The organism is Ruegeria sp. CH5, from assembly GCF_056537025.1.
Genome location: NZ_JBQFQT010000008.1, coordinates 32,876 through 58,867 on the forward strand (window position 1 = coordinate 32,876; position 25,992 = coordinate 58,867).

At 51.9% G+C, this 25,992-nt stretch carries 22 protein-coding genes and 1 tRNA gene; 12 read left to right on the plus strand and 11 right to left on the minus strand.

What is annotated here, in order from left to right:
- Positions 1-13: 13 nt before the first annotated feature.
- Positions 14-1,447: an NAD(P)-dependent oxidoreductase gene (locus ACR0JC_RS18395; protein ID WP_170342501.1), complete on the minus strand. Its 1,434-nt coding sequence runs from the start codon at positions 1,445-1,447 to the stop codon at positions 14-16.
- Positions 1,448-1,675: 228 nt separating this feature from the next.
- Here ACR0JC_RS18395 and ACR0JC_RS18400 point away from each other — a divergent pair, with 228 nt between their 5' ends.
- A complete protein-coding gene (locus tag ACR0JC_RS18400; RefSeq protein ID WP_170342503.1) occupies positions 1,676-2,479 on the plus strand; it encodes an undecaprenyl-diphosphate phosphatase in 804 nt (267 codons plus the stop codon).
- On the opposite strand, the gene ACR0JC_RS18405 is transcribed toward ACR0JC_RS18400, so the two are convergent.
- Complete coding sequence (locus ACR0JC_RS18405; RefSeq protein WP_170342505.1) at positions 2,480-3,463, minus strand: complex I NDUFA9 subunit family protein; 984 nt, start codon at positions 3,461-3,463, stop codon at positions 2,480-2,482.
- Between the two features lie 211 nt (positions 3,464-3,674).
- On the opposite strand from ACR0JC_RS18405, the gene ACR0JC_RS18410 reads away from it, so the two are divergent.
- The 4 genes from ACR0JC_RS18410 (at position 3,675) to ACR0JC_RS18425 (ending at position 9,207) form a co-directional block, all read left to right on the plus strand.
- Positions 3,675-3,761 (plus strand) — tRNA-Leu (locus ACR0JC_RS18410).
- Positions 3,762-4,860: 1,099 nt separating this feature from the next.
- Positions 4,861-5,004: a hypothetical protein gene (locus ACR0JC_RS18415; RefSeq protein WP_170368957.1), complete on the plus strand. Its 144-nt coding sequence runs from the start codon at positions 4,861-4,863 to the stop codon at positions 5,002-5,004.
- A 495-nt stretch (positions 5,005-5,499) separates the two neighbouring features.
- Entirely contained in the window at positions 5,500-7,908 is a 2,409-nt protein-coding gene (locus tag ACR0JC_RS18420; RefSeq protein WP_093963818.1) for an AAA family ATPase, read from the plus strand.
- Positions 7,909-7,944: 36 nt separating this feature from the next.
- On the plus strand, positions 7,945-9,207 hold the full coding sequence (locus ACR0JC_RS18425; RefSeq protein ID WP_170342509.1) for an McrC family protein: 1,263 nt from the start codon (positions 7,945-7,947) through the stop codon (positions 9,205-9,207).
- 488 nt (positions 9,208-9,695) lie between these two features.
- On the opposite strand, the gene ACR0JC_RS18430 is transcribed toward ACR0JC_RS18425, so the two are convergent.
- Together ACR0JC_RS18430 and ACR0JC_RS18435 are read right to left on the minus strand one after the other, a co-directional pair.
- Entirely contained in the window at positions 9,696-10,826 is a 1,131-nt protein-coding gene (locus tag ACR0JC_RS18430; protein ID WP_170342511.1) for a hypothetical protein, read from the minus strand.
- Positions 10,816-11,448: a hypothetical protein gene (locus ACR0JC_RS18435; protein ID WP_093963821.1), complete on the minus strand. Its 633-nt coding sequence runs from the start codon at positions 11,446-11,448 to the stop codon at positions 10,816-10,818. The genes ACR0JC_RS18430 and ACR0JC_RS18435 overlap by 11 nt, the downstream gene beginning before the upstream one ends.
- Before the next feature lie 378 nt (positions 11,449-11,826).
- On the opposite strand from ACR0JC_RS18435, the gene ACR0JC_RS18440 reads away from it, so the two are divergent.
- Together ACR0JC_RS18440 and ACR0JC_RS18445 are read left to right on the plus strand one after the other, a co-directional pair.
- Positions 11,827-13,416, plus strand: coding sequence for a hypothetical protein (locus ACR0JC_RS18440; RefSeq protein WP_141138499.1), 1,590 nt, complete (start codon positions 11,827-11,829; stop codon positions 13,414-13,416).
- A 187-nt stretch (positions 13,417-13,603) separates the two neighbouring features.
- A complete protein-coding gene (locus ACR0JC_RS18445) occupies positions 13,604-14,659 on the plus strand; it encodes an AAA family ATPase (RefSeq protein ID WP_170342513.1) in 1,056 nt (351 codons plus the stop codon).
- Between the two features lie 243 nt (positions 14,660-14,902).
- On the opposite strand, the gene ACR0JC_RS18450 is transcribed toward ACR0JC_RS18445, so the two are convergent.
- The gene (locus ACR0JC_RS18450; RefSeq protein WP_170342516.1) at positions 14,903-15,931 is read right to left on the minus strand and encodes a hypothetical protein; all 1,029 of its coding nucleotides are present in this window, start codon (positions 15,929-15,931) and stop codon (positions 14,903-14,905) included.
- A 187-nt stretch (positions 15,932-16,118) separates the two neighbouring features.
- Positions 16,119-17,054 (minus strand): hypothetical protein, encoded by a 936-nt coding sequence (locus ACR0JC_RS18455; RefSeq protein WP_170342518.1) that lies wholly within the window; start codon positions 17,052-17,054, stop codon positions 16,119-16,121.
- Positions 17,055-17,610: 556 nt separating this feature from the next.
- On the opposite strand from ACR0JC_RS18455, the gene ACR0JC_RS18460 reads away from it, so the two are divergent.
- Entirely contained in the window at positions 17,611-17,901 is a 291-nt protein-coding gene (locus ACR0JC_RS18460; RefSeq protein ID WP_170342520.1) for a hypothetical protein, read from the plus strand.
- Between the two features lie 326 nt (positions 17,902-18,227).
- Here the strand turns inward: ACR0JC_RS18460 and ACR0JC_RS18465 are convergent, their stop codons facing one another.
- From ACR0JC_RS18465 to ACR0JC_RS18480, 4 genes are all read right to left on the minus strand, one after another.
- Complete coding sequence (locus tag ACR0JC_RS18465) at positions 18,228-18,599, minus strand: cupin domain-containing protein (RefSeq protein WP_170342522.1); 372 nt, start codon at positions 18,597-18,599, stop codon at positions 18,228-18,230.
- Positions 18,600-18,756: 157 nt separating this feature from the next.
- A complete protein-coding gene (locus ACR0JC_RS18470) occupies positions 18,757-19,047 on the minus strand; it encodes a thermonuclease family protein (protein WP_254920207.1) in 291 nt (96 codons plus the stop codon).
- Positions 19,048-19,175: 128 nt separating this feature from the next.
- Positions 19,176-19,955, minus strand: coding sequence for a COG3904 family protein (locus tag ACR0JC_RS18475; protein WP_141138501.1), 780 nt, complete (start codon positions 19,953-19,955; stop codon positions 19,176-19,178).
- Positions 19,955-21,235, minus strand: a complete 1,281-nt coding sequence (locus ACR0JC_RS18480) for a hypothetical protein (RefSeq protein ID WP_093963828.1) — start codon at positions 21,233-21,235, stop codon at positions 19,955-19,957. The genes ACR0JC_RS18475 and ACR0JC_RS18480 overlap by 1 nt, the downstream gene beginning before the upstream one ends.
- A 391-nt stretch (positions 21,236-21,626) precedes the next feature.
- Between ACR0JC_RS18480 and ACR0JC_RS18485 the strand changes: the two genes are divergently transcribed.
- The 4 genes from ACR0JC_RS18485 to ACR0JC_RS18500 all read left to right on the plus strand — a co-directional run bounded on the left by ACR0JC_RS18485 (position 21,627) and on the right by ACR0JC_RS18500 (position 24,432).
- A complete protein-coding gene (locus ACR0JC_RS18485; protein WP_093963829.1) occupies positions 21,627-22,247 on the plus strand; it encodes a thermonuclease family protein in 621 nt (206 codons plus the stop codon).
- 253 nt (positions 22,248-22,500) lie between these two features.
- Positions 22,501-23,379, plus strand: coding sequence for a helix-turn-helix domain-containing protein (locus tag ACR0JC_RS18490; protein ID WP_093963830.1), 879 nt, complete (start codon positions 22,501-22,503; stop codon positions 23,377-23,379).
- Between the two features lie 358 nt (positions 23,380-23,737).
- A complete protein-coding gene (gene ssb / locus ACR0JC_RS18495; RefSeq protein WP_217354915.1) occupies positions 23,738-24,232 on the plus strand; it encodes a single-stranded DNA-binding protein in 495 nt (164 codons plus the stop codon).
- Positions 24,233-24,252: 20 nt separating this feature from the next.
- Complete coding sequence (locus ACR0JC_RS18500; protein WP_141138502.1) at positions 24,253-24,432, plus strand: hypothetical protein; 180 nt, start codon at positions 24,253-24,255, stop codon at positions 24,430-24,432.
- A gap of 3 nt (positions 24,433-24,435) precedes the next feature.
- Here ACR0JC_RS18500 and ACR0JC_RS18505 read toward each other — a convergent pair whose 3' ends face one another.
- Positions 24,436-25,887 (minus strand): DUF2779 domain-containing protein, encoded by a 1,452-nt coding sequence (locus tag ACR0JC_RS18505; RefSeq protein WP_480764011.1) that lies wholly within the window; start codon positions 25,885-25,887, stop codon positions 24,436-24,438.
- Positions 25,888-25,992: the final 105 nt, after the last annotated feature.

The following is a 25,992-nucleotide window of genomic DNA, read 5'->3' on the forward strand; positions in this document are numbered from 1 at the left end:
CTGGGCTGCGGGGTCACTCGGCCGCAAGCGCGGCCTTGCCGTTGAACCGGTCAATGATGGCCTGGGCGCAGTCACGGCCGTCGCGGATCGCCCAGACCACCAGCGAGGCACCGCGCACGATGTCACCGATGGCATAGACGCCGTCCATCTCGGTCTCGCCGGTTTCGAACGCGGCCTTGATGGTGCCCCAGCGGGTCACGGGCAGGTCGGGCTGGCCAAACAGGGTGGGCAGGTCCTCGGGCTCGAAGCCCAGCGCCTTGATGACCAGATCGGCCTCTTCGACGTAATCCGCGCCCTCGATCACTTCGGGCGCCTGGCGGCCGGTGGCGTCGGGTTGGCCCAGGCGCATCTTCTGCACCATCACGCCGGTGACCCGCTCATCGCCAACAAACCCCTTGGGCGCGCTGAGCCATTCGAAGATCACGCCCTCTTCCTCGGCGTTCTGGGTTTCGCGCTGTGAACCCGGCATGTTGGCCCGGTCGCGGCGATACAGACATTTGACCGAGGTCGCGCCCTGGCGGATCGAGGTTCGGACGCAATCCATCGCAGTATCACCGCCACCGATCACGACCACCTTCTTGTCCTTGGCGTTCAGGCGGCCATCGTCGAACTCGGGAACCGCGTCACCAAAGCTTTTGCGGTTCGAGGCAGTCAGGAAATCGATCGCCTTTTCGATACCGGGCAGGCCACTGCCGGGCATGGACAGATCCCGCGACTTGTAGACGCCCGTCGCAATTATCACGGCGTCATGTTTGGCGCGGATATCGGCGAACTTGGCAGCGTCGACGTCACAGTTCAGTTCAAAAGTGACGCCGCCCTCGGCTAGCAGGTCGTTGCGGCGTTGAACCACGTCCTTTTCCAGCTTGAAGCCCGGAATGCCGTACATCAGCAGGCCGCCCGCGCGGTCATAGCGGTCATAGACCGTGACCTGGATCCCGGCCCGGCGCAGCATGTCCGCCGCCGCCAGACCACCGGGTCCGCCCCCGATGATGCCGACGCTTTCGGGGCGTTCGGCGGTTGGAGCGACAGGTTTGACCCAGCCTTCCTCCCACGCGGTGTCGGTGATGTATTTCTCGACCGCACCGATGGTGACAGTGCCATGGCCCGATTGCTCGATCACGCAGTTGCCTTCGCACAGTCGGTCCTGCGGGCATATACGTCCGCAGATCTCGGGGAAGGTATTGGTGGCCTGGCTGGTCTGATAGGCTTCTTCAAGCCGTCCGGTGGCGGTCAGGCGCAGCCAGTCCGGGATGTTGTTGTGCAGCGGGCAGTGCGACTGACAATACGGCACACCGCATTGGCTGCAACGGCTGGCCTGCTCGGCGGCTTTTTCGGCGGCGTATTCGGCATAGATTTCATGAAAGTCCGCTCTGCGATCGGTTGCGGCGCGCTTTTCAGGCATGTCACGATCGATCTGCACAAATTTCAGCATCGGTTGCTTGGCCACGGTCAGACTCCATGAATTGGCTTGGTCGGATTTCTTTATGCGAAGCCAATTCGGATGAAAAGTCAATTGTGCTGACCTAAATTGGAAAAAATCGGAAAGATCGATCTCTTTGGGCGACTTTCTGTTCATTTTTAGGACCACTTCGGACCTAAATCATGACTTTCCTTTTGCTGATCGCGCTTATACGCCTTGAATGCAAAGAACACGGGCGCAAACACGGGCGGGCAGATGAGTCTTTTTCAGCTGATTCTGGTGGCGATCATCCAGGGGATCACCGAGTTTCTGCCGATTTCGTCATCAGGCCACCTGATCCTGCTGCCAAGCCTCACCGGAATGGAAGACCAGGGCCTGGCCATCGACGTCGCGGTGCATGTGGGCACATTGGGCGCGGTGGTTCTGTATTTCTGGAGCGACGTGAAACTGGCCCTTGCGGGCCTGCCACGTGCTTTGCGCGGGCGCATCGACACCCCACAGTCCCGACTGGCCCTGGCGTTGATCGTAGCCACCATCCCGACCGTTATTGTTGGTGCCATCCTGCACCTGACCGGCCTCAGCAGTGCGATGCGGTCCGTGGCGGTGATCGGGTGGACGATGTTGGGCTTCGGACTGCTGCTGTATTGGATGGACCAAAAAGGCCCCCAGACCAAAGAGGCCGGCGACTGGGGGCTGCGTGACGCGGTTATTTTGGGTCTATGGCAGGTCCTGGCGCTGATTCCCGGCACCTCGCGGTCGGGGATCTGCATCACCGGCGCGCGACACTTGGGGTATACCCGCGAGGACGGCGCGCGCATCGCGATGCTGATGTCAATCCCGACAATCATCGCCTCGGGCGCGCTGCTGTCGTTGGACGTGATCGGGCAGGCCAACGCTCAGCTGGCCAAGGACAGCGCCATTGCAGCCGTGTTCGCCTTTGTTTCGGCCCTGTTGGCGCTGAACCTGATGATGCGTCTGCTGCGTAGCGTCAGCTTCACGCCATATGTGATCTATCGCGTGATCCTCGGTACGATCCTGCTGATTGTCGCTTACAGCTGATCAGATGCGCAGGTTCCGGGCCGAGTTCTGGATGTCGTCGTACTGACCCGAAGGGCGGAATTTCCACAGGTATTCCGGCAAAACCGATTCCAGCGAAGCAGGCTCGATCCCCAGATCGGCAAAACCTTTTGCTCCTTCGGACACCACATTGTCACGGCGCAGGTTCTTCAACTGGTCGCGGGTCAGAATGTTGTTCGGAAACAGCTGGAAGCTGATGAATTTCAGCATGTCCAGAACCCCGGCCATGATCCGCCCAACCCAGAACGGCAGACCGATGATGATGCGGCGGCGGTGGATCACCCCGAGCATCTGCTGCATCAGCTCACGGAAGGTCTTGGCCTCAGGCCCACCCAATTCGTAGACGCCCGGTGCGGCCTGACCCAACACACCCTTGACCGCGGCCTGCGCCACGTCATCCACAAACACCGGCTGGAACCGGGTGTCGGCACCAAAGATCGGTAGGAAGGGCGAGATACGGGTCATGCCGGCGAAACGGTTGAAGAACTGATCTTCGGTCCCGAAGATCACCGAGGGTCGCAGGATCACGGCATCGGGGATATGGGTCAGCACGGCAGCCTCACCTGCCGCCTTGGTGCGGGCGTATTCGCTGTCGGAATTCGCGTCAGCACCGATGGCCGAAATGTGGACCATACGGGAAATGCCTTGCTCGGCCGCCAGACGGGCGATGCGGCCCGCGCCTTCGGCTTGCACGGCGCCAAATCCATTCTTGCCCAGTTCGTTCAGAACGCCCACGCAGTTGACGACCGCATCGGCGCCATGCATCGCACTGGCCACCGAGGCATCGTCGCGGATATTGCACAGAATGGGCTCGACCTGGCCCACGACGCCATAGGTCTTGACGAAGATTGCCTCGTTCGGACGGCGGACCGCCACCCGTACACGCCACCCTTCGTTCGCCATGCGTCGCGCGATATAGCGGCCGACGAATCCCGATCCACCGTAAATCGTGACCAGTTTGGACATGGTTGGGCTCCTGCTGTGTAGGTCTTGTTCCGATCTACCGCTCCAAAGCCCGGCAAACAAGGCGCAATAACGCCGCGCATAAGGCAAAAAACACTGCCGGAACCGACGGGATCGCGCCGCGAGAAGGTGACCGAAAAAAAACTTTCGATAATCCGTTCGAATCCTGTTGACGCCCTCGGCGAGTAGGCTTAAACGCCCCTCCACGACACCTGCCCAGGTGGCGGAATTGGTAGACGCGCTAGCTTCAGGTGCTAGTGTCCGTATGGACGTGGAGGTTCGAGTCCTCTCCTGGGCACCATAACTCATGTACAATATTTAACTAACCCGTTGTTTCTGTTAAGTTTACTAGAGAAACAGGTAGTTTCTCGTGCGGCAGCTGTATCACATTTTGTAGCACACTAGGGTCTTTTTGCGTGTTTCCTTGTCGCCACATGGCAAGCAGAAATTCCTACCTAAACAAAGCCCAGAATCGATGCAAAGATGGTCGGAATGCTCCAAGCCCACCTCTGCACTTATTGATGAAAAGAAGCCACTCACTTGTTAATGCTGAGAGCTTCAAGAAAAAAAATGCCGCCGACGAGACGTCAGCGGCATTCAGGATGTTGGTGAGTTAATGGGAAGCTTGGGCTGCAAGCTAACCCATGTTCGCGATAGCTCGTATTCTGGACATCGTATCTAGGTTTTGACGCCGGTCGTTGATTTCTCGCTCAAGTCTTTCAAAGATTGGTATGTAAAATTCACCGTCTGCCCGACTTTGAATAGCCTTTGCTACATAGATCTTGTAATTTTCTAAGTCTTTTATCGAAACCTGCATGGGCTGTGCCTCTATTGTTGTCGTGCCCAGTTTTAAACTTTGTCAGGTTTATCAAATGTTAAGGTATTTGTGCCTTTGGCTTGGTCGATGGTTTGCGGCGTCATATCGGTAGCAGGCTACCATTCCGGCACCTTCAATAAGGCAAACGCTCCGGAACGCCACGATGACCTCCAAAAATTGGACCTCGATGCCCCCAGTGATGGATTGGACCTACATAGTCTGAAGTCCCATATTTTACTGGCATTTTTTGGGCGGTATTGGTTATTGGCATACTTTTGGCAAACCGGTTCGTGCTAGCGGCGTTTCGGCCGAAGATCGGATTGCTAGATTCCGTACGCTTTCTGCGCATACTCCAACACAAAATTGCATACGTACAAAACTACGCAAACTTCATGCATTCGATGAAACTGAGTCTGGAGATTTGAGAGCATTGCTGCCTCCTGAACTTTAAGCATTACATGGTGTGTATTGTGTGTATGATGATTCGAGTGGTGTGTCAACATTTGACGCACAGTGTGTATAGTGGTAGCTATGCGTTATGGAAAAACTGTCAGATACACCTCCTAAGAGGTTGCAAATACTAATGACCGAAGATGAGCTGGCACTCATTCGAAAGTATACTCACCAGAATTCGATCTATGGACGCTCTGCTGCGATCCGGGCGCTTGTGGCAGCAGGTTTAAAGGCGGAAGAGGCTGCTGGTCGTTTTGATCCGAGAGAAAAATAGGCGGCAAAACGGGCCGTTGAAAAATGTGTTCTTAACTCAACAATTTGGTTTCTTTTAGACGAAGTAATTGGGGGACGACCTAAGATTTAGTTTTTGTTCGCTTTTGAAACCGCTGGAATACAGATGTTTTCCATAAGATGTCGCTGATACTCTAGGCTCAAGAAAATCTAGACAATCATCAAGGCAAAGTTACCTGTCTTTCTCTGGCGCTATTAACGCGAACGGCAGTTTCCAGACATTCTCTGCGAGTGCGCCCGCGCCCTTGTCTCGATGAGGAAGCGGACTTTCCGTCAGAGTGCGCGTACAAACCCTGCTTGCTGTCGCCCGTTGGTTTCGAGGAAAGACAGCTCAAACTGGAAAAGGCATGTGTCTAAGAAGTTTGGAGCACCTCACCACTCAGCTTTATTACGGCGCTATGCAAAGGTGCATGTTCGTGCGATTTACGTTATGCTTATGTTTTCATTCGGCTTCCTGACTTAATAAACGCGAGCAAAAATGGCACGATTTAACCCACATGAAGAAAGCGCAGAAGCCGTTTACGCAGCAGCTGAAACCTGGCTTGACACCTGCCTCCTCGGTGACGGCTCAATCTTCTCTTCTAATAACAATCTATGGACCAAAGAGCTCCTCGACGAGCTCGATGAACGTTTTGTCCAGAACCTGGACGCGGGAGAAGGTGACTTCTTTGAGAAGCTAGAGGCGCAGCTTTCCGGTGGCTCGCCGCAGTGTAAACAGCTTATGTCAGAGCTTCACTGGCTCATACTGCTGTTCGCTTCACGCATCTCAGAACCCAAGAAACGGAAAGATGTTCAGCTAATTTGGTCATGGTCTGGAGAAACTCTCCCAGAAGACCAGCCGATGCTTTCCGATGCTACGTTGGGCGGCCTCGGGCACACAGGCACAGCATACAACACTCACCGTTGGCGTGAGTTCGTTTTCGCAATCAACGCATTGCGTGAATTCAAGACGAAACCCCCGGAGGAACAAACACAGCTTGCGTCATCATCTTGGGACTTCGCTCGTTGGCTAACCTCGGTCTCTGATGGCGAAAACCGGCAGTTTAGGCACATCCTTGCCAACCTACTGTTCCCAGATGACTTCGAGCGCATAAGCACTGCTCGCGACAAGCACGCAATCCTTGCGGCCTTTGAGGACGTTCCTCTTAAAGACGTACGGAAGCGCGATCTCGTCGAAATCGACCAATCGCTGAAAGAGCTTCGGCAAAGCCTCGAAGGCGAACTGGGCAAACCCATCGATTTCTATATGGAAGGTGTCGTCGAACGGTGGAAGCCATCTCCGGACGCTGTTGTCACACCTCCGAAGAAGGCAGATGCCAGAAATGGAGATGACGGTAGCGTTAAGCGACCTGCCTCACGTTCACTCAATACAATCCTTTATGGGCCTCCGGGGACCGGAAAGACCTATGAAACCGCGAAGAGGGCAGTTTTGATATGCGATGGTCATGCCCCTACGAAACGTGAAGATGTCATGAAGCGATATGACGAACTCTATCAGGAGCGACGAATTGAATTTGTCACATTCCATCAGAGTTACAGCTACGAGGAGTTCATCGAGGGACTCCGGCCCGAAACTGGCAACGATGATGATACGGATGGCGTGCAGTCGGCAGGGTTTAGGCTGGTTGCTCGTCCAGGGGTACTGAAGCGCATCGCGGAGCGGGCACGACAGCGCCCTGCAAAGGCGAACACTCAAGCGGATTATTCTGACCGGCGAATATTCAAGGTGTCGCTGGGTCGAGCATGGGACCCTGAGGACGAAGACATTCGAACCGAGGCTTATGAAAAGGGTTTAGTCTCTCTGGGCTACGGCGGCAAGATCGACTGGTCCGACCCCAAATTCGGAAGCTACAACGCCGTCTATGATCGTTGGCGTGAAGAACCGGGTGAGGAAGAAGCAACGGGCAAGAACCCAAACATCGAGATGCTCAACCAGCTACGCAACAACATGCGGCCTGGTGATATCGTCATTGCCAGCCAGGGTAACAAAAGGGTTCGTGCGGTCGGCGTCGTGTCCGGCCCATACAAATTCGATCCCGATGCTCGTTACCATCACCGCAGGGAAGTTGAATGGCGTTGGCAGGCGGACGACGACAGTGGCATCGAGGTCGACGACATATACGCGAGCAATTTCTCGCAGCAATCGATCTATCAGCTGTTTCCCAACAAGATTAACTGGCCCAACCTGCTCGCATACCTTGAGCCCGCAACGACCGATGCCCCGCACCCTCCCCATGTGTTGATTATCGACGAGATCAACCGGGCCAATATCTCCAAGGTCTTAGGCGAACTGATCACGCTACTTGAAGAAGACAAGCGAGCGAGTGCTCTCAACGAATTGACTGTTACGTTGCCTTATTCGGGGGATCGCTTCACGCTCCCACCGAACCTGCACATTGTTGGGACAATGAACACTGCTGACCGGTCGATTGCACTGCTCGACACTGCCCTCCGTCGCCGTTTCCGCTTCGAAGAGCTTCCCCCCAAGCCGGAAATTCTTAGCGACATCGTGGTTGAAGATATCGGTTTGGACAGCGTGCTTGAGGCAATCAACAAACGCCTCGAATGGTATCTCGGCGCAGATCATCTGATTGGCCACGGATACTTCACGAGCGTCGAAAGCTTGGAGCAGCTAGACGAGGTGATCGCTAACAAGATCATCCCGCTTTTGCGAGAGTACTTTCACGAGGACCTCGGTCGCGTGCGGGCTATTCTCGGAGGTGGAAACGCCTTCCTTCGCAGAGAGCGCATCTCATCCCCACCCGGTGTCGATGATGCCTACGAGGATGAACGGTTTAGATATGTCGATAACTATCTTGAACTCGGTCAATACGGGCGTGAGGCCTATGAGGAACTGATCAGTTCTGTGCAGCAGCAGACGGGCTGACCACTTATGGCCCAATCCGCCAAGCATCAGTCGACATTGATCAAGCGCGAGTGGGGCGTCTTCCCAATTGGTGACGATGGCCTTCGGCAGCATGAGGCCGAGACATTTCTAAAAACAGCTGAACGAGCTGCTAGAGACCTAAGGCTGGCAGAAGGCGCTGTACTCAATCGTGTGGTTGGAGGGCTCAAGGCGGGTCAAGTCTGCGGTGTCTTGAGTTTCCAGAGCCGATCTTTGGAAATCCTCCCAAAAATCGATGGCACTGGGTCGGAGAGCCGACTTGCTCTTATCCGAATGCTTTCCGTGGTGAACGATCTTCGGGTTTCAGATGGCGAGTTGGCACAGCTTCAGACGCAGCGACGAGACCTTTTGGAACTACTTATTGCGCTTTTCGCCCGCAGGCTGACAAAAGCGATGAAGGGCGGGCTACAGCGCCACTACATGCGGCACGAGGATGACCTTCCATTTGTGCGTGGCAACATCAACATCGGGCAACAGCTAACTAAGCGACCTGTCGCGCCGACAAAGCTCTTCTGTGAATTCGATGAACTGTCGGAAAACACGCCGCTGAACCGTCTACTGAAAGCAGCCTCGCTGCGCTTGCGTGGTATCAGTAGGAGTTCTGAGACGCAAAGGCTCCTGCAAATAATCCTCGATGCGTTCCGGCACGTTGGCCGATCCAACAGACCACTTGCGGAACTAATTCAGAGTGATCGAAGCGCAGCAGCGTTTGCAGACATCATACCTTTGGCGCGACTTTTGCTAAGCGGTGACTGGCAAAACACAACTTCGGGAAACACGACCGGGACAGCACTATTGTTCCCGATGAACGACCTGTTTGAACGCTATATTGCTCGGCGTGCTCAACAGACACTTGGTCGAGGTATCGTTCATAAACAGCATTTCAAACATCATGCGCTGAGCAACCAACTCTTCCGCATGATTCCTGACATTGTCATCGAATACAAAAACGAGCCGGTCATCATCGATACGAAGTGGAAGCAGCTCGATACTGGTGACACTCAGAAGCTTGGCATTGCTCAGTCCGACATCTATCAGATGCTTGCCTATGGCCATAGTTATGCGGCTAACGGAGCAAGACCTCGGCTCGTGCTCCTGTATCCGCACCACGCTGCCTTGAGAAGATCGGAGGGCGTCCTGCGCAGATGGTCTGTGACGGGTTCTGAGTTGCCCCTTACGATTGCGACAGTGGACATTTCAAAGAGGCGATCACCAGTGCGGTGGCGAGAATTGTTTGAGCAGATTGCGCCCGAAGAGCATGCAGGGAGCCCGGTTTCTTGAAAGGCCAAATCATCAGATTTGAGATTTTTGATATGCCTGGGCCACCGCCCGTGCCAATCATCTTGACCTAAAAAAATCAGGGATGGGCGGACCTCATCCGGTGACTAGTCGATCTTCAGGTCGACAAATGGGATCGTGAATTCTTTGATCCTTCCATAATTGACGGCAGCGGGTGGTCGCTTACTGTCCGTTCCCCGAGGCTCAACACTCAAAGCGAGGGCTTGAATGCATATCCACCAAGTTTTGATGTAGTGCGAGAAATAATCGAGCGCGTTGCTGCAAATGCTCTAGCCTAGAAGAGAACACGCTAGACTTCTGACGTCAGACACGGCCGAGAAGTCCAACTGCCTGGCTGTGCCCATATGAAGGCTCAATGTGCATTGGGATTGGCTATGACCCATCAAGTCTTAGAGTAAGCGGGTCTCGATAGCAGATACCAGCTTGAATCATAGTGGAGCGCCAGTTTGAATCCCTTTTGTCAACACGCCCTAGCCGCCCAAAGCTAACCAAACTGCCAGTGCAACCAACACAAGCATAATGACAGCTATCAGGCCTAAAAGTCCGGAAACGTTCCTAATATTTTGGATTAACTGGTAATTCGATCCTTCGATACGATCCAGTCGGTTCATTAATTCGCCATGCTTTGGATCGGCATTGGACGCTTCGTCAAGGTCAGGTAGTTGATAGCTGTCGATTGCATCCGAAGGATGCACTAACGCTCTAAGGCGCAGTTCTTCCGTATCGTAGTCTAAGTAACTCTCTGCGTCTTCTTCGTCTGAGAACCGAAGACTCAGAACCGGACCTCGGTCAAACTGGTGCCAAAACTCGTCAGGGACATCATTGTAGTTTTCTATCTTGTCCCTTGTTTCAAATACTTTGATTGTCCGATCACTTGGAAGCAGTGAGCAATCGCCATAGAAGCCTGGAACTCTTTCCAAATCCACGTCTACCATTAGGTATTTGTTTCTTTTTTTCAGCCTGTCGCAAATCCACTGAAATTTATCGTTGGAAACTTCAACGCTAAAATTCAATTGTTCCGAGGACGCCTCAAAAGCGGCAAATGTGTAAACCGGCGTCTCGTATTGTCGCCAAGCCGCTGCTTCCACATCTATTGGTTGATCAGATACCCGCACATCAAGCGAAATTTTCTTGATCGGTTTCTCGTCTCCAAGAAAGCATATCTTTGGTTCAAAGTCTCCGAGAACACACTTACAACTTAGTGAACCAGTATTTCGTTCCGTTGTACCTCGAAAAACACTTTCGTCTCCGATGCTTTTTAACTGAATAGGATCGTTAAGATCTACGACTTCCCCTTCATGATACCACGTAAGGGCCTTTAGCTCCCGGTTGGCTTGAATATCCACAATCTTTTCAGATTGATGGCCTGCGATGCTGATACCCTCACGAACTTTCAGATTCACACATAACGCGGAAAAAGACATTTGCATTCCGGTGGCCCACTGAGGTCCATACTTCTCTGGATCTTCACCTGGCAAGTGCTCAACCAAATGACCATGCTTAAGTCGAAGGGCGTCACCTTCGTTAGGAGCCACCCATTTGACCGACATACGTTGTGCTTGGTCACAACTCTCTTGAGCATTTTGCTGTTCAGTCTTCACTGGAGTGTTCCTTGTGCCAAGGTCGTCTTCGACGGGTCTCAATTTCTTGTTTGGCAATAGCGGGAGCTTCAAAATCGACTATGCTACCCTTTGAAAAGCTGGACATGAGGTGAATGTCCCATTCGCGAACTTCACCCACGGATTCTTGTCCTAGCTGAAATACTAAACTCTCGATTATGTACTTGCGCTCTCGATCCGCCTCTGAAGTCTCGGGGTCAGCACCATAATTTGCCAATTCAAACGCAACGTCCACGGCCCAAGATGATAGGTACAAAAGCGCTTCTATTCGATTGTGGAGCGAATAGCCTTTTTGCGAAGCATACAATTGCTGCGCACTCTTGACGGCTTCCCTCGACAAGTCTGCCAACTGAGAATGCGCTATTTTTCTGGGGTTTGATTGACCGTCGTGCGCTTGCGGCCACCAGTCTTTTGGTTTTGGCGCGCACACTTCTTGGTTACAATATGCACAGAAGACAACATCTCGCGCATCCCAATCGCGTTGCCTCTCCGCCTCGCTAGTCGCTCGATCCATCATGGCTTGGCGGGCTTCGGCGGTTATTTCGACCACGCCCCAAGATAAGAGATGATGGTTGCCCCACTCATCTTTTACTATTCGTGTCATTTCAACTTTGTCCTGTTCGGGCTGGTATGGTCGCAAGATAGCGGTTTCGTTTGCAGACTTGTAGCCAATCGAACCGCCACTCTGTTCGATTGGCGTTAAACAACAAGTATTTGGCTCATGGTAGAAAGCCAAATCGGGTGTTGAGATTCAGCCGCCTTTGGTTCCGCAATTCTTCAATATGATGTAAACGCCATCAATCCTTTTAAAAGTTTTAAACCGCTTCTGTGCCATTTGCTTTCTGGCGAGCAGAGGTCATGGCCACATCCCTGAAATCGGAGTGACAAAGCCCCGTTCGCGAGAAAATGTGATCAGAGGTACGGAGTCAACATAGCTCGAAACAACAGCCGTCCTTTGGTCCGTGGCCGAAGGAAACAGGTTGTGAAAAAGAACAACGCGGGCCAATCCCGCGAACAAAGAAGATGTGCGCAACGAAGGCGTGATCATCAACCACTCAAGCAGAATAGTGGACAAGCAAAGCACATCCATGGCCATGAGGTGCTCCCACCAAAAACGCTGTGCCAGGTAGGAAGAAAAGTTGAATATCACGGCGGTTTCCGCCTCGGTTCAGGTTCCAAAAGGTATCGGAAAATGTCGGCCGTTGTTGCCGAGATGGCGGCTGAGGTAGGTCACGACTTATACAGGCCCGGCAAGAAGAAAGCGGCACAGTTTCTGCTAGGTTTGCCAGACAACGAATACCTGGCAATTTGCTACCCAGCATTCAAACACGACAAGCGATTGCCTTCAGTTGCCATGGTGGATGCAACACAGACAGCGGCCAATCTCCAATACCACTATGAAACCAAAGTGCAGGGAAGGGCGCAGTTGGCAGCGCTGACATTTCCGGCCCTAGAAAGCCGTGTTTCGATTGACAGCTATGCCGATGGTGTCGCTCTGGCATTCAAACGCATGAACAAGCTCAAAACTGCGCTCAGAAAATCCGGCATGGGCGACTTTGTGTATGTTCAGTTGGAAGCGCCATTTCAGCCTGAAACGGAGTCTTTCTACCTGCATTTTCATATTTTCCTGACCTTCGATCTTGGTGATGTACATCGTCGAAGAGCATTGGCATTCATCAAAGAGAATTCTCCTTGGTTGCAAAGTAAGGCCGGCGTTCATCTAATACGCATTGCACATCAGGATGTCGCCCGATCCATCCGATATGGAACCAAGCCAAGCACGACAGCATATGAGATTGCCACGTCTGAAAACAAAAAGGTGTTCGAAGCTTATCTGGCTGTCTCCAAGGGGCGGCGTCTTACAAGAACAGAAGGTTCGCTTAAGGACACAGTGCGGGAACTAAAGGCGCAGGGGCGACGAGCGAAGCTTTCGCAATGCGAAAACACCGGCCGTCTCTCTGTCTGTCTGGTGGAAAAAGTTGGTAGACGCGAACTAGGGGCCATTGAAAAGTCAGATCGCAAGGGGGGAGGGGAGCAAGCCTCGCCGAAGCCAAAGACCGGGGACAAAGCAAAAAATATCTACTGCGGTTGCGGTCGCCCTGTCGCGTCGCCAGACGGTCGCTTGCTGGCTTTTGGGTACGTCCAGAACTTCTGTGAAAAATCCTTCGAGCCCAGTTCGGGGAAGGGCATTCATGGCAATTTGTTTGAGGCCAATCGGATCGCTCGACATGCGTGGGAGACGAACACGGGAAAATCCTTCGATTTGAAAGAATTCCTCTCTCCAATTGCCGATGACATCATGCGATTGCTCCGCGATTCTGATGTACAGAGTTACACGGTAGTCGCCTCACCAAACGTTCTAAAGACGCTCCTGCAAATTCAAAAGGAGCGTGAGCAAAGATCCCGATGCCAAAAGAGGGTTCAACGAAGAAGGTTTGGCCAGAAAAGATTTGCGAGGACTCTCAGACGTTGGGCTTCCAAAATGAGTGGAGTTTTCGATTGGCTCAAAAATTCGATGAATAGAATTTCCGGCAAAACCAGTAGGCCATCTTCAGGCACTTTTTCCAACTAAGATCAGGCTGCCCATTGTACTTCTATCAATATTACAATATGTTATACGAATGAACAGAAACCGGATCCTCTTTCATCTGATATAACCAGCAGTTTTGCTGGTCGATATCTATTGAATGCAGGCTTAGAGTTTCCAAACAAACCTCCTTGGATTTCATCACCTGCGACACTCGCGTGAAGGTGTTCACATGCCAAGAATTGTTCCGTTGCTTACCGATCTAAAGCTGTTCGAAACCGAAGATGAAGACATTGAAAGACGTTTGAGGAACCACTTGGAAGAACTTCGGTACTCAAGCTGCAAAGAAGGTAAAACCGAAGAGCCTAAGCGAGTGACATGGCAGGACACTGACACGATCCGCCGCCGCGCGAAGAAAATTATCGAAGCCCGTGGCAAGTATTCTCAAGGTCGGCATCTGTCCCGAGCTGACAGGAAGATGTTGCGGCCTGTTATGAATGGCGTTGCGGTGGGTGGCCCGTCAACTGAACATCAAGTCGATGAAATCGCAGCAATGCTGTATGATGAGTTGCCTTGGATGCAGCGGGTTATCCATGAAATCTGGTTGGACATGCGCCACAATGTCATTGAGCATGGGCCAGGGTTGAGATTGAGGCCGACGCTATTGATTGGCGGAGCTGGATTGGGGAAAACTCACCTTGTTCGTCGGGTTGCAGAACTTTCTAATTTGCCGGTTGTTCACATTGATGGAGGCGCAAGTTCTGAAGGGTTTCCTGTTGCTGGATTGAGCCGAGGCTGGGGTGGTGCCGAATGTGGGCGGCCTTTGAAAACCATGCTGTCTACACAGGTGGCGAACCCAGTGGTCGTTATTGATGAGGTCGATAAAGCGGGAACTGCCTTCGGTACTAGTGGTCACAGCACATCCATGCATACTGCTTTGCTGGGCCTGTTGGAGCCAGTTTCGGCCGTTGATTGGCACTGTCCATATTTTCAAATTGGTTTTGATATGAGTCGGATCAACTGGTTGATGACTGCTAATGATTTTAGCGTTCTTCCGGCATTGCTTCGATCTCGCGTGCGTACAATCCACATCGATCCGCCGAACAGAGCCCAATTGGCTAACTTCATTGAAAATGAAATCGAAAGGCGGTTGTTGCCGGAGGAATGCATGGATCAGATTTGGCAAGCGATCCAGATGCCAATCAACAACAACGCTGTCAGCGTTCGCTTGGTTGTTAAGCTTCTGGAGGAAGTCCAGCGGCTGGAGACATTGCCGTTGAAACACTAGTCAGCGAACCTGGCATTTTTGTCCCTGCATGCCTTTTGCGTAGCATACACCGGCAGAGCTAAAACGTTCTTAAGAGGAGCTGGAAGACTTCTCTTCATTGAACACAACAAAGGAATGCAAAATGGCAAAAGGAAAAGGTCAAGGTAACGCAGGTGGCTGGCCGGCGACCACCGGAAATCCGTCTGGCGGAGGACGTTCAAACAACCCCCCAGGTGGCGGCAAGAGTAAGTAATCCAACCGTGATTACAGCATAACGAGTTGAGTTTTTTCGGAAGGGGTGCAGCTGTTGGGTTGCACCCCTCTTTCAAAATCCTGAAAGTCGTGGATCAAATCTGCGTATTCGAAACCAGCTCTCAGGGCAGTCTGTTCCCAATATTTCCAATCTTGCCTCATTCTGATTGCAAAGCAGCAGAAGACTGAAATCAAAAACAAACATGATCGAATATAACTGTTGGTCGCGTTCCTATGCTCGGGGCTAACTGAAGCGAGCTTTGGGTTTTCGCTGTGATCGACCAGTTCTATGTATTGAACAAAGGTATCAATGAACGGGCTCCCGTTCCTTTCAGTAAATGTTTTTATTCGATCTATGGGGGTGGCTTCCCACATCGTCGACTTGTCAGGCCATTGACTGTTTTTGAGGAGATAGTTTTCTACAAATATGGTTTTGACCTGTGACGGATTTTCCTGAATGGACACGTCACTGAGCATTCGCCTTTGTTGGGTTACCTGTTGCAGGACGTAGCCAAGCGTAAGGAACTCGCAAGGGTGAAGTACAGGAAACGGGAAAGATTTCCATACTTCAAAGGCAGCAGGAGATCTGAAAGCCTGATATGTGCGCGAGTTCAGTATTCTAGAAGGTGCCGCAATTTTCAGATCCCATTTAGTTTCTTGGTCATAGTAGAGCTTTTTTCGCAGAACCCACGAGATGTATTCCAGTTTCCTGAATTCAATCAACGCCTTGAGATTTGACCTTGTCTTTGGGAGTCCTCCCGCGATTTCACCATTGGCAAGCTGTCCTGAAGTGATCGCGATATCCCGCCAATCGGACGATGACTTAATGCGATCTCGAAATTCTACCAATGGTGCGGATCTATCGCCAAATCTCTTTACGAACTTTCCTATGTGCTTCTCTGACAAAGCCGCTGTGAGTTGGCCTGCCTGAAACTTGTCCCTGAGAACTTTCTGGGTCCGGGAAATGTACCGTTTGTCGGCCGCGTTACCCCCTTTCCCTTCAATCCGCTTGCCCGGTGAAAACCACTTAGTGGTGTCCATCTTCAGTATTTCTGCAAATGCGTCAGGAGCAGGAACAAACATTTATGTGCTCAGTGTTTTACGAAGTGGGTGAGAGCACTGATGGCAGAGCTAGCTTGGGAAGTCACCCCAATCCAAAAGCCAAATAATGGAATGAGCTGCTTCTGAGTAGTGTTCAATCAGAGTGGAAACCTGTCAGATTCAGCGATCAATTTTTGCTTGCTGTCCTGCGAGCTATACGCAGCATCGCAGACGTTAGTACCGACCAGAACAAGCCAACAAGGGCCGACAAAAGCCCAACGAGACCCAAAATCACCGACGTGGCTTCATCGGACCATTTCATTGTGGTGCGAATGAACTTGTTTTTTCCCATTACTTCCATCGCGCCAACCGTCTTTCCTTTTAAAGCCTCTGAAGCACGGGATATTGATGCGAGATCCTCTATTCCATCCACCCGTTTAACTACGTAGATCGCGTCGATAGGACTCATACTGCCACTGATCTTGCCGATGTGCGAAACCATCTCAACCGTTTCATTCAACACCGCCGGTTTTATCAATGCACGAAGGTCTTCAGCACTTCGGGCACTTTTTACCTGACTCCACTCGACCCCGTCTTCAACGGAGCGGACGAGTTGCTTTCTGATACTTGTAGGCAAAGCACCGGCTGAGTTCATTAGTTTTGCCATCCCGGCGCCCGCCTTAATAGACAGCGACGTGCCCACGGAAGGGTAAGCGGCTGCGACCGCTGTAAGCCCAACCACCGACAGAATGACGTCAACCTCATCCACGTCTTTACCCGTGTAGTAGGCGTACCCGCCCTTCACAACACCGCCGAAATCCCCGATTGGAGTAAGAGCTACAGGCATTTGGCAAAACAAAACTGCGGACAGTTCGCACTGCGCAGCATCCCAAGCGCATTTCAAGCATTTCCCAGATGTCTTGAAAAAACCAGAGTCTTCGGATGCCGCTGCTTGGATTTGCTCTTTTGTGGCTTCCTTCAGCTCGATGTTTTTATCTTCTACCACTCCTCGCAGAGCTTCAATTGCGATCCAGTCTCTTGGTGTTTCGCTCAATCTGGCGCTTAGCCTTTGCTCGATTAGTTCCGGTGAAGCCGCTTTGGACAACGCTTTTTCGTATTTCAATCGCAACTCATCCAACCCGCGCTCTACTAAAAGGGTAGACGCTGGATTATTCACGATTTGCCAAATGTTCAGCGCCGTAAGAGTAAGGGAGCCCACAAGCAAAGCGGAAAGAAATAGTTTTAGTAGCCTCTTTGATCTCAACAAAAATCCTGCCTCAATTACTTTTCCAAAGAATCAATCAGGGTTGTATGTATGACTACCTCGCCACGATGATTGCGAAGAAGTGCCCTTTTCATGTTTTTTTCCGCCAAAGATGCCGCAAACGGGAAATCGACGCAGAGCCAAAAGCATATGGGCACACATGGTAGCTCAAATTCCACCTAGTCTGATTTACTCCAAGGGGTGGGATTGTCGTCTCAGACCTGAGAGCCGCCTCGGCTAGTATGTAGCCTGATTGCAACCGCTGATGGTCCTGGTTGTCAAAATTGAGTGGACCCCAAGGCAACAGTCCAAGTCGTCGAAATTTTTGTGGAGAAGTGTTTAATTAGGGCGGTTTTCACTCCAAATTTACACATTCCGAGTAAGTTCTAGAAGTAAAGTGAACAGAGGTAGAACTATGGCCAGAAAGATCGGGTATCCCGGTGGCGCCTCAGCAGTTCTGACACATTCCATCAAAGATCCCGCGATCCTCGCTTTCAGCCAAAACGACCAGCGTGTTTTTGATCGAATGAGGCAAAGCCCGGCAAATGTAACCGAGAAGTCATATGGTGCGCATTCAGCTTACATGGAACTGAAGAAAGACTCGATGGAACTCTGGGTCAATGCCGTCTTGCAAACCTACGAGGAGCAGAAGCAAATTCCATGGAAAGGGACGTCTCTAAAGAAGATGCAGAAATCCCGAAAATAGAGACCACTTGACCTAAGAAACTCTTTCAGTGCTGTCGTATGGGTTGCAAGGTGTCGCCCAGATCCAGTTTAAGAACCAAGTATAACTCCCTTTGGCCATCGCGAGAGGAGCCTTGATTGAAGACCAAACCTGACCAGATCAGTCGAGATGCATAACGGCGCGTTTCACAAAGGCCCGTTTGAAGGCTTTTTGTTTGAGTTGGTCCTAGAGATCCGTTGCTTTCTGCAAATTTCAACGTGAGAAGCGCCGCCAGCAAAAAGGGAAAACGCCAAAATTGGGGGAATCATTGGTCTGCTGGCGAAACTCAATCATATTCGATGTGCGCCTCAATACCCATCCGTTTTATGCCCGAAGAATACCTTTGTCACATCCTCGACAATTTGCCAGGTAACACGGCTTCCATCCCGAACGAAAAGACTGTCTCCCGGTTCAAGCACACTGACCTGGCCGCTCTGCATATCAATCAAACGACAGCTCCCGGATAAGATGGTCATCAATTCATCCCCCTGTTCCGTGCACTCAAAAGAACCCTTTGTGCATCGCCAAATACCGGCACGGGTCGCATGTCCAGAACCTCCAGCATCCACACGACCTGAAGCACGTGGGTGGCCTTCCTTGATTTGATAGTCACTAAGAGGGTTATCGAAGGGCCAGTCATCTAGGTGCCCCACATCATCCCCGGGCTTGTATTCAAACATCTCTAAACCCAATCGTCCTCATGTCCTGCTCCGGATATCCAATGTAAGTTGCACTAGGTCGCGCACTTCGTTGTCGGTTAACAATGGTCTTGTTTGTCTGTGACAGTGGCGTTACGTGCTTCGGCCAAATGAGCGCTCCCCACGGCGCGCTTGCACGTTACCGGCAATAACCGGCCCGCTTTAGACGCGACCTCGCCGCCGAGGTCTCCAATTGCCTGTAGCGCCCATTCGAGTACCTCGCGCAATCCAGAGCATGTCCAGCCGCTATCACGGCCGCCCCAATGTCTTCCCCATCCGCAAAACAAACACCGACCCAGCGATCATGCGTGCGCTCACCATTTAGTTTGCACTCTACGTCCTTGCCTCGAAGGAAATTTACCATCCAGCGTTTTGCGTCTTGACCAGAACGAGTGCCAAGCTCGGGCGCATCCACGCCGTTCAAGCGCACGGGAGTGCCATCGACAACAATTGTGTCTGCGTCACGTACTTGAAGACCCCCCGCAGTGGCAGTCGTAGCGAACAGCGCCGCGGCAATGGTTAGCTTCTTGAACAAGGCAAAGTCCTCGGTGTCTGGTGTTAATCGATTATTTGGGTTGCTATGCGGGTATCTACGAGTTCATCCTCGACAAGCGCATAGATCTCCTCCGGAGGAGTATTCAGCGAATACAACATGAGCGCCGGTTCAATACCCATGTCGATGAGATGCTGCATCGTTTCTCCTTGCCCTTTTTGGATACCCTCGACGGCGAAAACGACTGGAATCAGGCGGGGCTGCTCGTAGTAGTGTTGGTGCATACCAACAAGGCCGCGCAGCGAGACAATGCGATCTTCTCCGCCTGCTAGGATGTAAGGGCATGAGGACACGCACATCGCGCCAGCGAGAACGGCAGAAGCCAGCTCAGCCTCTCTAACTTTCTTACCGATGGACAATGCCTCTGAAACCACTCCTCCTGGGCTGTGAAGAGCTACCAGATCAGGCTTCTCCTGCATGTCCGACAGGTACGAAGCGAAGCGAGACGAGTCATCCACCTCTATCTGACCGCTGAGTAGAAGTACCCTCCCCAGTCCTTCGACTTCCTGAACCGTGAAGTCCAATCGGCTTGGAAATGCTTCAGGTACGGGTAAATCCAGAGGTCCATCCTGCGGCAAAAGCGACGGATCGCTACGATCAGTGCGATACTCTCGACGTTGATCGCCGGGGGTTATCGGACCAGTCGGGAGTTGAACACGCTTCTTGAACGGGCTTGGTATTACACCAAGAACGTCCGACGCCATCAGAACGCCTGCAATGGCAAGCTGTAGGATGAGAACGTAGCGCAGCCCTGAACGAGGATCGAGACGACTTAACAGGCTCATCACGTTTCATCTTTTTGTGGAGTGGCGCGGTTGAGGATAGCTGCGTCTGCCACGCCCATAGTCGCCTCTACGTCCTTCATGGCGTTCATTGCCGCTCTAAGGTCAGAAAGCGTCAGAGTATCCTCAATGCTCATGCCGTCCTTACCACTGCGGATTGCGGCTTGAGTGATAGCCAGCACAAACACCAACACGGCGGGCAACAGGTCGATGGCTATAGCTCCAGCCCAAGAAGGTACGAAGTTGTGGGCGTACTTGATTACCGCATCGGCGCTGGAAATCGGGTTGTATGCCGTCTCGATGGGCGGCTCCATGTCCAATACCTCGTCAGCGGCGTTCTTGAGTGTCTTGCTGCGCTGGTCCAGCGCATTCAAAACGGAGTTGATTGTGGATGACTGCGCGTTTCGCACGTCGGAGCTGCGCCCATCAAGCTCTGGAAGTACGACCGAGGATGGCAGGTCCTCAGCAGCACGAGCAACAAGTGGTGCTACGCTGTACTGGTTGAGGCGCGAGATCACCCCCGCCAGCTTCACGCTTTCCTCGGAAAACTGAACCGAACGGCGATCCACTGGACCGGGGGCTACAGTGAGCTCGCGCATCTTTGCGAGGATTTCGTTGCCTTGTTGGAAGGCTTCCTCGATAGGTTCTTGCTGCGCCGCGATCTGCTCTTCAAGGTTCCGCAACTCCTCAGCTTTTTGTGTCAAAACACGAAACACGGCACCCCGACCGGCGGTGCCTGAGAGGTCTCCGGACTGCTCGAGTTCAGCCAGTTCTTCAAAACTCTGGCGGGCGCGTTCCACTTCGCGACCCAACGCTTGACCGCTGAGGGCTATGTCGTGGGCTTGCTCGAGAGCAGCTTGGTAGTCACGAACAGTGTTCTCCAAGTGTTGTTCGACTGCCGCCGAGCCTGCGAGTGCGGCTGCGTTCAGCCAGCTAGACATGGCGATAATTGCGACAGAGCCAACAATCGTGGAGATCGTCAAACCAATGAAGCCACTAGCCGTACGCATTGAAGGCAGCAGACGGAGCATGTAGCTCCAAAACACGAAGATGCCCACAGAGACAGCGATTGAGTACGCAACGGCTGCGAAGAAAGAAACCGCACCGTTGTCTTCGAGCAATGAGGACACGCCGAGATAGGTGTAAATGCCAGACGCAATAGCTAGGACCCCCAAGGCTGCGGGGGTAAACGTGTCCAACCACGCAAGATGACCTTCTAGTTCTTTTGCGGTCCTAAGTCCCTTAGCTTCCTCAGCCGTCAAGCGATCCTTGTTCTCCGTCATACTACAACATGCTCCACACTCATCACGCGATAGTTCGTCACTTAATCATTTATTAAGACTTTTCACCCTGGGTTGCACATCTGGACGATGCGAATTGATTGCTTTTGCGAAGCTGCCATTCTTCTGCGATTTTCTGCCAAACTGCGCCGCCAGCTCTAGAAGACGAGAAAAACATCAACCAATTGAAATTCCGATAGCTATTCTGGGAGCGGCAATGAGCATGGATCATATGCCCCGTTGTCACACGCGTGAATTCGCTCAGCGGGGTAAATCCGTCACATCCCCGTGCGTGAATATGATGTGCCCCTAGCGTATCAACCCGAACGTGTGCTTAGTTCGGTCCTGATCCAGAGTAAAAATTTGATTGACCTAACTCTTGGAGACTTAGCTCATGGAAATCTTGATAGTTTTTGGTTTGGTTTTGGCTGTTGCAGTGTATTTGGCAATTCGCAGTAACAGGCTAGGCGATACAACTACTTCGTCGAGTCAGTCAGGTGTGAATGAGAAACCTAGATTGACTACGAACCAACGGCAGCGCACAACGCCGCCACAGAGTTTTGATCCAGACCATACGCTACCGAAACCCGACGTCACGATACTGGCGGGTTCAGCGTACGTTGTAGATGGCGATACATTGGTCATTAAGAAAACACAGGTCCGTCTGTTTGGTGTCGATGCTCCCGAGATGAACCACCCCTATGGCAAGAAGGCAAAATCGGCGCTCGTTTCGCTCTGCAAGGGTCAAAAAATTAGGGCGGAAGTGACCGAGCAAGATACCCACGGACGGACTGTTGCAAAGTGCTACCTCGAGGATGGCCGTGATCTATCCGCAGAAATGGTCAAACTCGGCCTAGCGATAGATTGGCCAAAATTCTCAGGCGGAAAGTATCGATCAATGGAAATGCCTGATGCCCGAAAGAAGCTGTGGTTGGCAAATGCACGGCAAAATGGACACATGGGTCTGTGGAAGCAATATGAAGCAAAGCAAATGGCTCGGAAGATGAACGATTGAAACTATCTGCCAGCAAACCTTAACGCTCAGCGATCACGGCACAGAATCACCGGATGCAAGCTTTTCATTGGTTCTCTGCTTAACAAAGCTGGCAGCATCGCGCGATCTAAATTTGCCCTATTTTGCGTCCTATTTTTCCCGAATTTATGCAAATTTCATAGCTTAGACGGCAAAATAGGGCAAAATAGTGCCATCTTGATACACCGGGATATGCCCTTCATTATATGTCCAATAGGTAAGCAAAGGACAATGTATGGCACTCGATCACAAGCTGCTGAAAGAGACACTAAAGAGTAGAAAACTCACGCAGTCTCTAATTGAAGACTGGACTGGGAAAAATATCCGAACTGTCAGGAGGTGGTTGTCTGGGCAGAACCAACCTGGAGAGGAAGACATCAGGACAATTGCGTCCAAACTAAATATCGAACCCGAAAAACTCGACCCTCGGCTGGAAGAGCAAAGTGCTGGTAAGATTCAAGTGAGCGCCAGGCTGTCTGTGGCTTCCCACAATGCTTATCAAATATTGAAGAACCGTTACGGCGTAAGCCAGACGGAAGTAATCGAGTTGGCACCCATAATGTTCGCGGCAATCGCAAAGTTTTCTGACACGCTTGCAAGGCAAGAGGCCAGCGAACTCGAGAAGGTGAGCCAACGCTACCCGATTGATCCAAGTTCTGTACAACATGTCGCGCTTGAACTGGCGTTTGCAGAAAGCGGACTGATATTTGGAACGGACAGTGAAACCGGCGACCACTTAGACTGCATTGGAGTTGGTAACCCGTTCGCGAATTGCATTGACTATTTGGCAGGTGGTTCGTCTAGAACTCGGGTTACTCCTCTGGGTGAATGTCCTGGAAGCAAGGACTTTGTTGTCGACGAAACCGCTCTCCTTGAATTGACCAGCGGAGACAAAGAGCTCGCGACTGCAATAGCAGACGGTAAGATTAGGCTCGATTTGATGCACAAAGATTTGTGGAACGAGAACCGCACCGATGAACGGTTAAAGTGGCTGAAGGACAACTTGCCGCCCAAGGCCGACATGAAGAAATTCATTGAGCGTTTTAAAGACAGGGACCCAAAAGCAGCGGCAACATTCGAGAATTTGCTGTTTGAGGAAGGGGATGAAGGATGAACCACTCACGCTCAAATCCAATTGCCCTCACAAAACACGCAAAACAACGTGCTGCTCAACGCTGTATAACAAGCAAAGCGCTTTTGTTGCTGCTCAACTTCGGGGACGAATCTGACACACGTGACGGCTGTTATAGCTACAGGATGAGCAGAAAAGTGGCGAGAGAATTGGTTGCGGAAATGGCAGACCAAGCTGTCCTTGATGAAGCATGCAAGCTGCGAGTGATCGTGTCACCATCCGGGGACGTAGTCACTTGCTACCATTGTTCTGAGCGCACGCTGCGCGCGCACAAGCGTCGTAGCAGGGTGGCCAAGCGCAAGCGAAACTTGCGCTAAGCCCAAAACCTACAACGAATTCAATGAAATATTTCAAGGGCGGCGCTCTGCGTGGTCAGGGGACAGGTATGTTCCGGGAGGAAAAAATGTCATCAAGTAACAAAGCAATTCTTATCGGAAATCTGGGTGCAAAGCCTGAGGTCAAGATCTTCGAAAATGGCGAATCCATTTGTCGGTTTTCGCTCGCCACGAATTCAAGCTGGAAAGACAAGAAAACCAACACGTGGCGAGAGCAGACGCAGTGGCATCAAATCGTTCTACGAGACGAATACCTGGTGGACCTAGCCAAACGGCGGCTAACCAAAGGTACGAAAGTGTATGTCGAGGGAGCGATTGAGACGCGTACCTGGGAAAATCTTGAAGGTCAGACCGTGCACACCGTCGAGATAGTTCTCCGAAAATTTCGAGGCGAGATGAAAGTGCTGAGCGGAGGTATTCATCAATCGGACCTAGTGAGCGGCTGGCCTAAGCCCGCTGACTCACCAATGCGTAACCTGGATGACGACATCCCTTTCTAAGTTCTAACAGGTGCAGAACAATGGCTAAACTGACCCAAACGGAAAAACAGGCTATTGCAGAATACGAAGCAAGCCATGAGGTGAAAAAACTACCAGACGGAGAAGCGGACTGCGCCAAAGCATTGAGAAAATGGAGAGTTTGGCCGCTTGGTGGAGGATGCGTACCATCTTACAGAGAGGAAATAAACGATTGTCACTAAACCTCACATCGCCAGCAGTTCCCGATGAATTGCGACCATTGCCCAGGTGTCGCGCGTGCAATAGGCCACAAGATCAGAATAGACCTTCTCGCGCGCTGGATCGTCCGGTTGGGTCAGTGTCACTCCCTTCCAAAGACGAGACGCGCTTGCCCCCTCTTTGATATCCAGATCATCGTATGAAAGTTCTGGCAAAAACGCAGGAAGAACGGCCTTGATAGAGGCGCTTCCCTTGAACGCGGGATCGTTGATCACTTCATCCGCAAACGGCTTCATAAGATCTACAACGCGTGCATTTAGGCTTTCCAGAAACTCTGCGTGCTCTGGATAGGTATTCGCCATTTCCGTATTGCGCGATTTCTCGAACGGCGCATACCAAACCACTACAGAGCCAATGTTTCCTATGTCCTCCCGTAGCCTTTTCAGCAAGGCTGGCATCGGGCTACTGGCGTCTCGGTGGAGATAATCCCTGTGCTCAATTTCTCCGCCAGGCTCATGCTGGATATGCAAGGAATACTGGAAAGCCACTTGCTGATAGGGACGCGTTCCGTCCCAGGGAGGCAGCAAACTCTGAGACGTCTCGTAGTCAAAGTAATAAACCGGATAGACAATCTCGCTCAGAAACCTGCTTAACTCCTGATGATCGATTGTGCGTTCACCGTTCGCCACTGCTCTCAAGTAGCGCTGTGTCGACTTGCCTAACACAGATGGATCACTGATCTCGTCAATCTTTGTGATCCCATTCGCGATGAGTTCCGAGGCTTTTTCCGCATTCATGAACGGAAGGCGGTGGATACTGTCATGCGCGAGAGGTGGGTCGAGTTTTTCGCGGATCTCCAGCCATTCACCATAGGATTTAAGGCGCGCACGTTCGGGGGACGGAACAGGCATCGTACCGCTGGCAACGACGCTCAATGCCTGATCGATACGCGTGCGTGTTTTTTCGAGCTGCTCAGTCACCGAATCCGTGATGTCAGTGATGCTGACAAGCTCTTGCGGATTGATTTCGCCGTTTCTGACGTAATCACGGTTCACATGTGCCACTTCGCAGCGCGCAATGGGGAACCCCGCTGCCTCAAGCACGACACGCTGGAATGCGAGATCAAAAGTGTGTTCGGGCTTTGCAGATGTCCCGCTCTTGATCTCTGTCAGAACGTACCCATCGCCACTGCGGCTCACGATGTCGGAGATGCAAGTTATGGTTCCATCTTCATAGCGTCCCTGCGCCACTGCGTTTGCACCGTTTCTCCAAGCCTCCAAAGTACGCGCGGTCAGAGCCTGGTATTCTGAAAAATCTGAAAAACCGAGGCGAATGAGATCACCAAATAGCTCCTCAGCATATGGCTCAAACGCGTGCCCCTCGTCAAAACGCGCTTGCAATGAAGGGTCAATCGGCGGCAGCAGATGCCTGGCGTGTTTCTTGATCCATAGCCAGGCGGGGTGCCTGAGAAACAACATGTAATCTGATTTGGATAGCATCGTATAATTTGCATTCCAGAGTGGGCCCTACAGGTAAACGAACACCATAACCCTCATTTGTCTACGCCTGGCTTTTCGGAGCGA

Bases quoted from the DNA above. Each gene is read 5' to 3' on its own strand.
- ACR0JC_RS18405 (WP_170342505.1), bottom strand. From the start codon at position 3,463: ATGTCCAAACTGGTCACGATTTACGGTGGATCGGGATTCGTCGGCCGC.
- ACR0JC_RS18465 (WP_170342522.1), bottom strand. From the start codon at position 18,599: ATGTTTGAATACAAGCCCGGGGATGATGTGGGGCACCTAGATGACTGG.
- ACR0JC_RS18450 (WP_170342516.1), bottom strand. From the start codon at position 15,931: ATGGACACCACTAAGTGGTTTTCACCGGGCAAGCGGATTGAAGGGAAA.
- ACR0JC_RS18480 (WP_093963828.1), bottom strand. From the start codon at position 21,235: ATGACGGAGAACAAGGATCGCTTGACGGCTGAGGAAGCTAAGGGACTT.
- ACR0JC_RS18445 (WP_170342513.1), top strand. From the start codon at position 13,604: ATGCCAAGAATTGTTCCGTTGCTTACCGATCTAAAGCTGTTCGAAACC.
- ACR0JC_RS18420 (WP_093963818.1), top strand. From the start codon at position 5,500: ATGGCACGATTTAACCCACATGAAGAAAGCGCAGAAGCCGTTTACGCA.
- ACR0JC_RS18505 (WP_480764011.1), bottom strand. From the start codon at position 25,887: ATGTTGTTTCTCAGGCACCCCGCCTGGCTATGGATCAAGAAACACGCC.
- ACR0JC_RS18460 (WP_170342520.1), top strand. From the start codon at position 17,611: ATGGCCAGAAAGATCGGGTATCCCGGTGGCGCCTCAGCAGTTCTGACA.
- ACR0JC_RS18435 (WP_093963821.1), bottom strand. From the start codon at position 11,448: ATGACACGAATAGTAAAAGATGAGTGGGGCAACCATCATCTCTTATCT.
- ACR0JC_RS18485 (WP_093963829.1), top strand. From the start codon at position 21,627: ATGGAAATCTTGATAGTTTTTGGTTTGGTTTTGGCTGTTGCAGTGTAT.
- ACR0JC_RS18475 (WP_141138501.1), bottom strand. From the start codon at position 19,955: ATGAGCCTGTTAAGTCGTCTCGATCCTCGTTCAGGGCTGCGCTACGTT.
- ACR0JC_RS18415 (WP_170368957.1), top strand. From the start codon at position 4,861: ATGACCGAAGATGAGCTGGCACTCATTCGAAAGTATACTCACCAGAAT.
- ACR0JC_RS18490 (WP_093963830.1), top strand. From the start codon at position 22,501: ATGGCACTCGATCACAAGCTGCTGAAAGAGACACTAAAGAGTAGAAAA.
- ssb (WP_217354915.1), top strand. From the start codon at position 23,738: ATGAAATATTTCAAGGGCGGCGCTCTGCGTGGTCAGGGGACAGGTATG.
- ACR0JC_RS18500 (WP_141138502.1), top strand. From the start codon at position 24,253: ATGGCTAAACTGACCCAAACGGAAAAACAGGCTATTGCAGAATACGAA.
- ACR0JC_RS18400 (WP_170342503.1), top strand. From the start codon at position 1,676: ATGAGTCTTTTTCAGCTGATTCTGGTGGCGATCATCCAGGGGATCACC.